The organism is Actinacidiphila sp. bgisy145 (assembly GCF_057708125.1).
The window spans coordinates 152,270-164,675 of the sequence record NZ_JBYIRL010000012.1 but is presented as its reverse complement, the minus strand read 5'-3'; the positions used below and the strand labels follow the sequence as shown (position 1 = coordinate 164,675).

Here is a 12,406-nt window from a genome sequence, read left to right as displayed (position 1 = left end):
GTGGGAGGTGGGATCAGGTGGTGGGCAGCACACCGAGCAGCAGCCCGGCGGCCAGCACGACGTACGCGGCCAGTGTCACCGCGGTGGTGGAGATCGCGGTGGCCGCCATCGGCTGGCGCACCATCTGGTAGGCGATCAGCCCCGGCACGATGAAGCCGAGCGTCTGCGTGGTGTACAGCAGCGGGTACTCGTGCTGGAGGCTGAGCATCACCGTGGCCTGGAGCAGCACCGCCACCAGCACCACGGCCGCGAACAGCCGCTTGCCGTAGAGGATCACGTTGCGCTGGAGCAGCTTGGTCACGCCGAAGGTCAGGACCGTCACGCCGACCATCAGTCCGGCCCGGCCGGCGTCGGTGATCAGCGTCAGCGCCAGCCAGCCCGGGGTGATCATCCCGCCCGGCGACAGGTTGGTGGTGAGGTAGCAGACCAGTGAGAAGACCAGGCCGAGACCGATGCCCAGGGCGGCGATCTGCGGGGTGACGTCGGCGGGGATCACAGCGGCTTCCTCATCATGGGGGCGCGGTCGTCGGAGTCGTAGGGGTACGCCTGGTCCGGACGCGCCTGCGGCACGGGTGCGGGCAGGGCGGGGTAGGGGCTGTGCGGCGTGTGGTTGTCCAGCGCGGCCACCCACTGGAAGGGCTCCGGCTCCGGCGGGCGGGCCACCGCGATCTGGAGGGTGTCCTCGGGGTTGCCCTCGGGGACGTACATCACCGGCTCGTCGGTGTCGTCCAGCGGCAGTTCCGCCAGGCACTCCAGGAACAGCTCGCCCTGCCCGTGGATGTTGCCGATCGCCACCAGGGAGGAGTTCGGGGCGAGTTCGGCGAGCATGTCCCGGGTCAGCAGGTGCGGGTCGCGGCGGTCGCCGCCCAGGTCGACGACGCGGCCGGTCCACTCGGCGGGGATGCCGTCGCGGGCGCTCTTGACCGGGTTGCCGATGAGGAAGACCGCGTCCGGGGCGAGGTCGGGGATGATCGCGCCCATCTGGGCGTTGCGCTCCACCCGGTCCGGGCGGCAGTTGATCACCACGTTCAGCGGGCGGCGGATCGCGCCGAGGTCCTCGAGCTGGCGGACGTTCATCAGCGTGGACTCGGGGTCGTTGGCGGCGAAGACGTTGGCGAACCGCACCCGCTTGCCCTCGGCGGTGACATACCGCTCGACGGAGAGCACACCCGGGTCCGGCGGCGCGTCCCACATGCCGCGCAGCGCGGTCTGCCGGTCCACGCCCAGCAGGTCGGCGACGGCCAGCGCGATCGCGACGTTCTCCTTGAAGGTGAACCAGCTGAAGCCGCGCAGCTCCGCGTCGGTCACCGTCTCCGGATCGACCGCGATCAGCCGGCAGTCGCGCTTGGCGGCCTCCTCCTTGAGGATGTGCAGCCGGTCGCGTTCGGCGGTGACGCAGATGCCGCCGACCGGCATGGACCGCGACAGCGAGCGGGCGACGTCGTCCAGGGTCGGCCCCATCTCGGCGAGGTGGTCCTCGCGGACGTTGCACAGCACGCCGATGGTGGAGCGGATCAGCTTCTCCTGGTTGATCTCCTGGAGCGCCGGCATCACCGCCATGCACTCGATCACCAGCGCGTCCGGCTGGTAGGTCGCCGCCCGCCGGACGATGCCGATCTGCTCGACCACGTTGGCCAGGCCGAACTTGCGGTACACCGGCTCCTCGGTGGCGTCCGGGTGGATGAACCGGGCCGCGGTACCGGTGGTCTTGGCCACGGTGACCAGGCCGCCGCCGCGCAGCGCGCCCGCGCACAGCCGGGTGATCGAGCTCTTGCCGCGGATGCCGTTGACCAGCACCCGGGTGGGTATCTGGTCCAGCGAGGCATTGTGGCGGCGCTGTTCGACCACACCGGCGACCAGCAGCACGGTGCAGCACGTCAGCAGCACGAGATAGAGGAACAGCACGTCGTTTCGTTTCTGCTAAGACCGTGGCGCGGTGTCGCGGGCGGCCGACGGTACGGGGACGCGGGCACCCGGGCCGGACGGGCGGTCGCTCGCCGCCAGCGCCTGCCGGAGCAGTTCGAGGCTGCGGGTCACCGAGCCGGTCTCGTCGTGGTTGACAGGGTAGAGGACGGTGCGCCGGTCGCCGCCGGCCAGCAGCTCGGCGAGCGTGGCCAGCGACCGCAGCGGCCGGACCGTGACGATGTGCAGCCAGCCCAGGCAGGCGACGCCGACGCTCAGCGCGAGCAGCCCGGCGAGCATGGTGCGCCACTGCACCTGGTAGGCGGTCAGCCGCAGCGAGGCGGCCGGCCGCGAGGAGACCACCCGCCAGTCCAGCCCGGCGGCCGGCCCCGACTGCGCCAGCGGTGTCGCGGCGGCCACCGACGGCTTGCCGATCGGCGCGGCGCCGGAGTCGAGCACCTGCGACCGGGGGCTGCCCGCGGTGCCGGCCGCGCCCTCGGTGCGGGCGGCGAGCTTGGTCAGCCGGTCGTCGGGCAGCGACTGGAACGCGCGGAACCCGACGTTCGCGGCGAGTACCCGGTGCCGCTGGTCGGTGAGCCAGACATGGCCGAGGCTGGGCCGGGACAGGGTGCGGTCCAGCGCGTGCACGTCGATCTCGCCGAAGAGCACCACCGGTTCGTGCGCGGTCACCACGGCGCCCGCCGCGGCCGGCGGGATCTGCACGTAGGCGGCGATCGAGGGGATACGGCCGGAGGTGTTGACGGTGGTGATGCCGCTGCCGGTCGGGGTGTGGGTGATGGTGCGCAGCGGCTTCGCGCCGACCCGCTCCAGGATCGCCCCGCTGCGGTCGAGCACGTACAGCGACCGGTACTGCGGGTGCGCGTCCAGCACCTGCCGCATCGGGGTGCGGTCGCCCGCGGCGCTGCGGCCCGCGAGGGTGCCGGCCAGCGCGGTCAGGTCGGTGTAGCGCTGGCCGAGCGACTGCCGGACCCGGTCGGCGGCGGCCTGGGTACGGGCCTGCTGGTCGGCGACCACGATCGAGGGGATGGTGGTGCTGGCGTGCGCCCGGTTGACCAGGAACAGCATCGGCAGCGACCAGGCGGCGACCAGCACCGCGCACAGCGCCAGCACGCTGCGGGCCCCGGGGCGGCGGCGCCGGGGCGGCCGCATCGGGCCCGTGCCGTCGGCGAGTTGGCGGCGGATCGCCTCCAGCGCGCGCCCGACGCGGGCGGGTTCGCCGAACCGCGGCACGGGGACCGGCCGGGTCAGGTCGTCCTCCTCGACGCCGGTGCCCGGCAGGTTCTGCGCGCCGCGGACCAGCCGGGCGGCCGACAGGTGCAGCCGCAGCAGCGGGCGTTGCAGGGTGACCGTCAGCACCAGGGTGATCAGCAGGGCGATCGCCGCGAGCGCGGCGGCGGCCTCGGCGGCGAACCGCACATGGTCCGCGCCGGCGCTGGAGGAGGTGACCTGGCGGGAGGTGAGCACGGTCAGACCGAGGTCACTGGTGTCGTCGGAGGTCCCGGCGGGGGCGACGGCGGCCCAGCCGGCCAGGGTGCGGTGGCCGCCGGACACGGCGCCGAGCAGGTTTCCGGAGGTGCCGTCGTCGGCGTCGCCGGTGTGCGGCGCGTGGTGCGCGGTGTCGGCGGCGCTCTCGGCGAGCGCGCGGTCGGCCGCGGTGGGCGTCGCGGTGCCCGCGGCACCGGTGTTGAGGATGTTGCCGTCGACGTCGACCAGTCGGGCGGTGCGCCCGTCGCCGTGCACGGTCGGCAGCGTCAGCGGCTCGGAGAGCACCAGCAGCCAGGTCCGGCGCGAGGAGGCGGTCGCGCTCTTCCTGGTGTCGGGCAGGCTGATCCGGCTGAAGAACAGCAGCCGGGGCGTGGTGCCGGTGGCGCGGGTCAGCCGCGCCGGGATGCCGCCGCCGCGGTGGTCGCGGTCCTGCGCCACCACGTCGACCCCGGCCAGCGGCAGCGTCTCGCCGCCGGCGGCCGCCTCACGGCCGGTGACCGGGTCGAACAGGGCCGCGCCCCGCGCGTCCGGCCGGGCGGCCAGCATCGCCTTGACCGCCGCCGTCGTGCTGCCGCCGTCGGCTGTCTTGTAGGTGCGGACCGTGTGCCGCAGTGCGTCGGCCTCGGTCTGCACCGAGGTGCGCAGCGACTCGGCGGTGTCGGCGGCGATCGCGCCCTCGGCGTCGCGTGCGGCCTGCGGGACGTCGTGCCGGCCGGTCAGCGCGATGCTGAGTACGGTGGTTCCGGCCACCGCGAGGAGCAGGCACAGCAGGATGGCGATCGGCGGTCGTATACCGCCGAGCAGGGGCATGTCAGCGCGCCAGCGGATGCGGTGGCGCCGCGGCGCTGGATCGACCGTGAGCAGGGCAGGGTCCTCTTCCTGGCGGCGAGGCCCACGGCCGCGCGACGACAACGCCGGCACGGTAGCCGGATGATGAGCGAATGATTATCACATTTTTACCGGACTGATCGCTTCCGCACGGGACTGTCTGCCCGCAGTCGGACGAACGTCACACCGCCGTTCACCGGGGGGCTGGGCCCGGTGGGTGCTGGGGTCGGTGGCCTCATCGTGGTTGGCGACGTGATCGCCGTCGAGGGTGAGGTTGCGAATGGCGGAGCCGGTCAGGGCACGGCGGTTGACTGATCAGGAGGGGCAGCGGCTGCAGCAGATTGTTCGGCGGGGCCGACATGAATCGGTGCGGGTGTGCCGGGCGCTGATCATCATGGCCTCGGCGTCAGGTACCCCCGTGACAGCGATCGCCCGTCTGGTCGCCGGGCACGAGGACACCGTCCGGGACGTGATCCATGCCTTCAACGACAAAGGCCTGGCCGCGCTGGCCCCTCGGTGGGCGGGAGGCCGTCCCCGCCTGATCAGCGATGACGACCGCGACGTCATCATCGCGACGGCCACGGCCCGCCCCACGGCGCTGGGACGCCCTTTCACGCACTGGAGTCTGCGCAAACTGTGCGACTACCTGGCCCGCAAGCCGGCCGCGGGGTGCGCATAGGCCGCGAGCGGCTGCGGCAGGTGCTGCACGAAACCAGCCACTTCCTGGACCGGTGCTTCGCGTTCGACCAGTTCGGCCCGCTGTCCATCCGGCCCTGCCACGGCTCCGGCTGCGCACAGGAGAAGAAGCCGGACCGGCTGCCGGCCACCTATCACCGCACCCACGGCATCCGGTACTTCCATGGCTGCTACTCCCTGGGCAGGGACCAGTCATGGGGCGTGACCCGCCGGCGCGAGGGCGGCGACCACAGTCTGGCGGCGCTGAAGTCGATCCGCGCTGCCCGTCCCGACGGCGCCCCCATCTACGTGATCGTGGACAACCACTCGGCGAACAGGACCCCGGCCATCCGGGCCTGGGCCAAGAAGAACAAGGTCGAGTTGTGCCTGACCCCGACCAGCGCGTCGTGGGCCAACCCGATCGAAGCCCGGTTCGGACCATTGCGCACCTTCGTCATGGGCGGCTCGAACCACCCCAACCACACGGTGCTCGCTCGCAGACTCCAGGACTACCTGCGGTGGAGCAACGCCAACGCGCGCCACCCCGACGTCCTGGCCGCCCAGCGCCGCGAACACGCCAAGGCCCGCAGCGAACGCCAGCAGCGATGGGGACACCCACGCCCGAACGCGGCCTGACCAACCCGGCGAACGTTCGTGGACAGCGCACTAGGGCACGAAGCCGACACCCGCGTCTGGCGGGGCCGGACCCGCCAGACGCCGCTGCCGTGCGGACGCTCGGCACCTCGGTGCCGAAGGGGCCGCCTGTCGCCGGCCTCGGCTCTCCCGGCGACCGCTGATGTTTCGCCCGCGTCACGTCCTTCGATCAGCACCAGGTCGTATGGAAGCGGAATTAAAAATTCCATCTGCAATTGCATCCGCATGACCTGATCTTCTGTCGGCGACTGCCTGGAATTTCAAGGAATCGCAAAAACCGCAGTTCAGATCGCCGCATCGTTTGCCATGCCACGTACCCGACGTACAGCGCACGCCGGTGGCCTTGACAGCCGACCGTTCAACCAACAACCTGTAAGAGGCGTGGCTTGCCGGCAGTCGACCGTTCAAATCGCCGCGCAGATTCCCTCGCCAAATTGGCCGATAATCTGTCGCACGGGAAAGGTTGAAACTATGGTAGCTCCTGTTGCTGAGGGAACTCAGACAACTTCCGCAGGTATCGTCTTCGACGCGATAATCGGGCGTCTCAGCTACGACGAGGAGTTCGCAAACGCGCTCACCGCGAACCCCGGTGACATGCTGGATCTCGCCGGTCTGCACCTCGACAAGGAGAGCGTCGAGCTCTTCATCAAGAGCGACCCGAAGCGCTTCGACCTCATCTGTGACCGGCTGGCAGAACTGGTCCACCCCGATGTGATCGTTGCGGTGTCGGCGCCGACCTGCGGCTGATCGCTCGGGCGCCCGGCCGAATCTGATTTGGCCGGGCGCGTTCGGTTGTTCGGGTCCTTCGAGACTGGTTGTCCGATTCCCACCGATCCGGCGAGTTTCCTTGAGGAGAAAGTCATCGTGGCGCGTATTGCTCTGGTGAATCTTGCAAGTATGCCGATGCCCGGGAACGAGCCGATCTTTCCTATTGGTTCGCGTTGTTTGCAGGCTGCTCTTGAGCAAGCCGGGCATGAAACGCTGCTGGTAGACTTCGTGGAGAATCCGAAGGATTTCGAAGATCTTTCCTGGGTCTCCCGGGAATGGGATGTCATCGGATTTTCGATCCGGAACATCGATCCGATCGACCTGGCGCGCGAAGGATTTGTCCGCTATTATCAGCAGTTTATCGAGAGGATTCGTACGGCGGCGGGTCCGCAGCCCCCTGTGATGGTCGCGGGCGGCCCGGGCTACAGCCTGTTCGGCAGTGCTCTGCTCAAGAGGCTCCAGCTGGATGCCGGCGTGGTGGGCCCAGGCGAGTCGGCGATACTGGAAATCGCCGCCGACCCGGAGAAATACCGGGGAAGCGGAGAGAACCTCAAGGGTGGCCGTTACGAAGGATTTCTGACCGAACGCCTCTCTCATCCGACTTCCTTGCTCCAAGCCTATGCGAGTCTGCCCGCCGCCATGATCGGGATCGAGACAAAACGAAAGACCTGCTACCAGGAATGCGTGTACTGTCCGTACGCGCACATCAGCGGTGACAACCTCGGTGACCTTAAGCCCATCTCGCTGATCGAGCATGAAATCCGTGGAATATACGAGGCGGGAGTACGTCGGATCTTCTTCACCGACGCGATATTCAACAGCGAAATCCGGTTCGCCAAGCAAGTGGTTTCACTGCTTGCCGATCTCAAGCTGCCCGGCCTCACCTGGACCGGATACTTCGCACCACGTCCGTTTGACGATGAATTTGCCGAACTCGTGTCCCGCAGTAACGTCGAATCCGTCCTGATCTCGCCGGACAGCCTGGATGTTGCCATGATGGGGCGATTGGGAAAGCGCTTCGACACCCGGCATGTCACCCGTTTCATCGAGCGTTGTCGCGCACATGAGCTCAAGACCCGGGTCAACCTGGTATTTGGCGGCCCGGGTGAGACCGAAGAAACGGTCCGCGCATCGGCTGAGTACGTGAACGAGCACCTCCGCACCGGTGAGCCCGTGCTCAATATAGGTTTTCGGGTCCTACCGGCCACCGCGCTTGCCCGCCAGGTCGGAATTCCGGACGACGATCTCGTCGAGCCGACTTTCTATCCGCTGAATCCCGAACTGTTCGGCTGGGTCATCAAGTACTTCGATGGTCAGTTTCTGCCCAACGAACGGCTTCTGCACATCATGATCGGAAATATCGCCAGCAAGAAGATGACCAAGGTTCCCTATCCCGAGGGATCGGCTGGGATCGCACCGACCGGATTCCCCTACCTGGCGCTGACCCGGGGTCCCTCGGATGTTTGATATTTCATCCGGGTCCGCACTTCCCCGGGAAGTGGAAGACGAGCAACTCCTCGGTCCCGGTGACGTTGGCGAGATTGCCTCCCTGGTGGCCGGGCACCGCTTCACCGATGGGGTTCTCGAAGCGGAACTGGCCGACCGCGACCGCTACTGGTGGGTGGGGCGACGCCGACCCGACGGCACTCTTGCCGCAGTCCACCGTTCGTTGCGCTGGGGCGATTACCTGTTTCTCAAGGGGGTCTTCGTCCAGCCCGAGGCCCGCGGTGGCGACCATGCTCTCCGTCTTGCGTTCGCGCTGCGCCGGATGGCACGGCGAGCGGGACTGCGCGGGGCCGCCGCCTGGGTCTCAGCTGGCAGCCCGGCCCAACTCGCGCTTGCCGGACGGTTGAGACTCCAGCCGGCAGGGGACCCGCTCCACCTGTTCGCACTGCCCTTTTCGGCCTTGCCCGGAGCCGAACGGACAGGAGGTGACCCACCCTCACGAGCCGTCGCTTTCGGGCGGTTCGAGGACCTTCTCGACCCCGATCGCGTCAAGAACCCCGGGCGGGCCTTGGTGCCGGACCTGCTGTCCGTCCGGCCGTCGTCTAGTCATTCGCTGGCCGCCGGCCGCAGAGCAGTTCTCGACCGGGACCGCCTGCTCCTCAGCGGGCTCCCGTGCGCGGGCATAAGCGAGGTCGCAGCCCTCCTGGACGAAATCGCGCCGTTCGCGGTCGCACTGGGAATCCCGGAGATCGAGATCCCGGTGCCGATTTCGGAAATCGCATTGATGTTGTGGCTGAGCGGTCGTAAGGCTCGCAGGGTGAGTGGTCGGCCGGTGCACGTCGGCCGATACGATTTCTGACCTCAGAAGGGACAAGCGATGGGAACGCAAGCTCCCGAAGCCCATAGGCGGGACGCCCGTGACGGATCGACGGCGGTCGCCGAACTGCTGGACGGCCATCCCGCTGTGCGCGACGGCCAGTGGCTGTACCTCGTCCTACCGAGATCCATGCATGCCGTACGTGTTCCGCTCGACCAGGAGGCTGGTGCCCCATGGCGTAGTGTCCTGGCCGGCTACCCCTCTTTGCGGGACGCGCGGCTGTCCAGGCCTGAAGCCGATCCCTGGGGTGTCACCCTGGTGGTGGGCCACCGGTGCAACCTGAGCTGCGTGTACTGCTTCAGCGAGGTGGGGCACAGCACGGCTACCCTGGAAGCAGACCGCATGATGGCCGTCGTCGACCACACCCTGGAGCGTCGGCCCAGCGCACAGAACAAGCTGTTCGGGGTCAACTTCTTCGGCGGAGAACCCACCCTGGCCATGAGTGACATCGAGAAGGTCGTCGCGCACACCGAACGGATGTGCGCGGCGAAGAAGGTCGCTCCCTACTTCACCATGGTCACCAATGGCACCGCGCCGCGTGAAGCGCTCCAGTACTTGGTCGACCATCGATTCACCTTGACCGTGTCGATGGACGCCGCCCCGGAACGCCAGGGCGGCCAGCGGATCTACGGTAAGCGGCACAACGTCGACCAGACCATCGACACCATCAGATTCCTCGCGGACGCCGGAGTCCCCTACCGCGTCCGGTCGACGGTCACGGGGGAAACCGTGCACCACATGGGGGAAACGGTGGAGTTCTTTGCCGGACTGGGGGCCGACTTCATCCATTTCGAGCCGGTCGGACCGGTCGGTACCACGACACCGGGGCGGTTGTCCCGCTACTCTGAACCGTCAGCCGAAGACTACGCGGAGAACCTGCTGCACGCCATGGACGTCGCCCGGGGGATCGACGTCAGCGTTTTCAGCTATGCCTTCCAGCATCTGCTGTCCAGTCCGCCCCGCTCCTACTGCGGACCGATGAGCGGCGGGGATTCCTACCATGTCCTCAACGCCACGGGCGAGTTGATTATGTGCCCCGAAATGCAGGACCCCGCTCGCAACAAGCAGTACGGCCACAACGTAGGCCGGGCGACCGACCGCAACGTGGTGTTCGTGGATCTGGTGCGCAAGGACGAGATCGGGCACTCGGCCCTGCCGTCCCAGCATCAGTCCTGCCAGACCTGCTATGCACGCGACATCTGCGACAGTGGGTGCCCGTCGCGCAACATCCAGGCCACCGGCAGTCTCACCAAGCTCGACCGGTACTCCTGCGCGGTGGCCAAGCGCGTCTGCGCTGATGTCCTGCGCCGCTTGGCAGTTGAGACATTCGATGCTGTAAAACCGACAGCGGAGCCTCTGGTGAAGCCCATCGCGCTGCCGCGAGAGCTCTGCTCGGCGCCGCTGGTGGGTAGCGCGGTCGACATCCTGCAGCGGGCGAAGGTGGTGTTCGCCCTGACCAGAGAACGGCTTGACCCGGCGGTCGACACCGAGATCGCCCGGCTCAGGCGGCTCGGAACGATCCGGTGAGTTCCAGCAGCGCGTGGTCGGACTCGGTGGCGTCGGTGTGCGGGCCGCTGCCGTCCTACGAGGAGGGCGTGCACCTTGGCGCCCCCGGCCTCCGGAGGGCCCTTCACCGGGCCGACACGGGCCGGGTGCCCGCGGCAGGCACTTCGACGGTCGAACTCGGCCTCGGTACGCGGACCACCACCATGGCGGTGCATGTCCCCGAGTCCGCCGGCCCCCGGCCGCCCGTACTGATCGTCCTCCACGGCGCGGCGAACACCGGGGCGAGAATGCTGCCGTCGTTCGTCGGAATCAGTGAACGGCTGGGAATGCCGGTGCTGTGCCCGAACGCCCAACTGCTCGACGGCGTCGTTGGGAAGCTGGACGTGAGCGGTGTCTTCGCCAAGCACTTCCACCACCCCAGGTGGAGTGTCCGCGACGATGACTTCCCGATGGCTGCCCTGCGCTGGGCTTTGGAACACCTCGCCGCAGATCCGGACCGCATCGTGCTGGCCGGCGTCTCGATGGGCGGGATGGCATGCTGGAATCTCGCCATGCGGGTGTGGCCCCGGTTGGCGGCAGCGGTGCCGATCAACGGCGCCCTGTCGATGTGGGAGGCATTCGGCAGCGACCGGCGTACCCGCTTCCTGCTCCACAATGTGCTGCCCCTACCGTTGTTCGTCATCCATGGCGCTCGGGACAAACGGATACCACCGCAGTTCGACCGCACCTCCGTGGCGCAGCTGAGCGACGCCGGCCACCAGGAACTGACCTACGTCGAGGTACCGGACGGCGATCATCCGCTCGGTTCCCTGCACTTCGAAGACGACGGTGCGTTGGTCGCGCGTCTCTCCTCCTGGTTGAGGGATCGCAGGAGAAAACCGGACCCGGCGTACGTGCGCCACCGGACCCTGGACGACCAACACGGCAGGGCTCATTGGGTTGCCCTTTCGGGCGTCCACCCGGCGGGAGCCGAGGTGGTTGCCGAGCGCACTGGAGATGACGCCTATGAGGTAAGGGCCGAAGGCGCAAGACAGGTCCGGCTCTATCTGACGAGCGAGCGCCTCGATGCCGGGCAACTGGTCCGGGTCGCAGTGAACGGGGAAACCTCGACGGTCCGCTTCCAGCCCGACGTCGACACGGTGTTCCATACCCATCGCCGGCACTGGGACCCCGCACTGACCGCAGAGGCGGTTGTGACCCTGGACGTGCCCGGCGCGCCGCCACGTCCCCGTGACGAACCGGAGGAAGAAAGCACCAGCGATGCTGACACGATCTGAAGTCCGACAGGCGCTCCAATCGACCGGCACGGACCAAGAGGCGTTGTTCGCCGAGGCGAGCCGGCTCAGAGATGAGCATTTCGACCGGTCGGTGCTCCTCCGCGGCGTCGTCGAGATCACCAACGTGTGCCGAGTGAACTGCGACTACTGTCCCATGCGGCGGGACAACCTTGCCCATCTGGATCGCTTCTTCATGAGCCCGCAGCAGATCCTGGAACGGGCGGAGTACATCCGGGCCGCGGGTATCGACATCGTCATGTTGCAGGGCGGGGAGACGCCGAGCCTGTTCCCCACCTTGCGCGAGGTCATTCCGGCTCTCCGGCGCATGTGGGACGGCCAGGTGGAGATCCTGCTCAACCTCGGCAACTTCTCGCGCGAACAGTATGAGGAACTGCGGGAGTTGGGGGCCAACAGCTACATCATCAAACATGAGACAAGCGATCCACGGCTCTTCGAACGGCTGCGCCACGAGAAGCTGGACACGCGGCTGTCACGAATCACGACCCTGCTCGACCTGGGATTCAAGGTGGGAACCGGTCTCATCTCCAGCCTTCCCGGGCAGAGCCTGGAGAGCGTGATCGACGACATCGAACTTGTCGGCGAGCTGGGCGTGCAGATGTGCAGCGTGAGCCCGTTCGTCCCGGCGCCGGACACCCCGTTGGTACTCTCTCCCACGGGAGACCTCCAACTGGCCCTCAACATCATCGCGACGCTCCGTGTCTGCTACCCGGACCTTCTCATACCGTCCGTCAGTGCCCTGGAGAAGACCGGTGCGGGCGGGCAGTCTCTCGGCCTTGCCGCTGGAGCGAACGTCATGACCAGCAATTTTACCGGCGACGTGAATGCGGGGCGGTACCTCATCTATGGGAAGGAACGGTTCGTGGTCGGCCTGGATCACGTACGGACCGTGATAGACGGCATGGGACTGGCCACTCGCGGGTCCGCTTTCCTGCCTGAAGGAGCATGA

Annotated in this window: 9 protein-coding genes and 1 pseudogene; 7 read left to right on the top strand and 3 right to left on the bottom strand. The window is 67.9% G+C overall.

The features are described from left to right. Positions 1-13: 13 nt before the first annotated feature. From AC3ERT_RS13725 to AC3ERT_RS13715, 3 genes are read right to left on the bottom strand one after another with little or no spacing between them, the layout of a single operon-like run. The gene (locus AC3ERT_RS13725) at positions 14-496 is read right to left on the bottom strand and encodes a poly-gamma-glutamate biosynthesis protein PgsC/CapC (protein ID WP_335979078.1); all 483 of its coding nucleotides are present in this window, start codon (positions 494-496) and stop codon (positions 14-16) included. Next, a complete protein-coding gene (gene pgsB, locus AC3ERT_RS13720) occupies positions 493-1,905 on the bottom strand; it encodes a poly-gamma-glutamate synthase PgsB (protein ID WP_435130066.1) in 1,413 nt (470 codons plus the stop codon). Before pgsB ends, AC3ERT_RS13725 begins: the two co-directional genes overlap by 4 nt. Positions 1,906-1,920: 15 nt before the next feature. Continuing rightward, on the bottom strand, positions 1,921-4,218 hold the full coding sequence (locus AC3ERT_RS13715; protein ID WP_435174234.1) for a cache domain-containing protein: 2,298 nt from the start codon (positions 4,216-4,218) through the stop codon (positions 1,921-1,923). 298 nt (positions 4,219-4,516) lie between these two features. Here AC3ERT_RS13715 and AC3ERT_RS13710 point away from each other — a divergent pair. The 7 genes and pseudogenes from AC3ERT_RS13710 (at position 4,517) to AC3ERT_RS13680 (ending at position 12,406) form a co-directional block, all read left to right on the top strand. Next, positions 4,517-5,547: pseudogene (locus AC3ERT_RS13710) on the top strand (helix-turn-helix domain-containing protein). Positions 5,548-6,036: 489 nt separating this feature from the next. Beyond that, a complete protein-coding gene (locus AC3ERT_RS13705; RefSeq protein WP_435174232.1) occupies positions 6,037-6,312 on the top strand; it encodes a hypothetical protein in 276 nt (91 codons plus the stop codon). Positions 6,313-6,429: 117 nt separating this feature from the next. Beyond that, on the top strand, positions 6,430-7,800 hold the full coding sequence (locus AC3ERT_RS13700) for a B12-binding domain-containing radical SAM protein (RefSeq protein WP_435174230.1): 1,371 nt from the start codon (positions 6,430-6,432) through the stop codon (positions 7,798-7,800). After that, entirely contained in the window at positions 7,793-8,638 is an 846-nt protein-coding gene (locus AC3ERT_RS13695; RefSeq protein ID WP_435174228.1) for a GNAT family N-acetyltransferase, read from the top strand. Before AC3ERT_RS13700 ends, AC3ERT_RS13695 begins: the two co-directional genes overlap by 8 nt. Positions 8,639-8,656: 18 nt before the next feature. Next, the gene (locus AC3ERT_RS13690) at positions 8,657-10,183 is read left to right on the top strand and encodes a radical SAM protein (protein WP_435174226.1); all 1,527 of its coding nucleotides are present in this window, start codon (positions 8,657-8,659) and stop codon (positions 10,181-10,183) included. Then, positions 10,180-11,439, top strand: a complete 1,260-nt coding sequence (locus tag AC3ERT_RS13685) for a hypothetical protein (protein WP_435174224.1) — start codon at positions 10,180-10,182, stop codon at positions 11,437-11,439. The genes AC3ERT_RS13690 and AC3ERT_RS13685 overlap by 4 nt, the downstream gene beginning before the upstream one ends. Then, entirely contained in the window at positions 11,423-12,406 is a 984-nt protein-coding gene (locus AC3ERT_RS13680) for a biotin synthase BioB (protein WP_435174222.1), read from the top strand. Before AC3ERT_RS13685 ends, AC3ERT_RS13680 begins: the two co-directional genes overlap by 17 nt.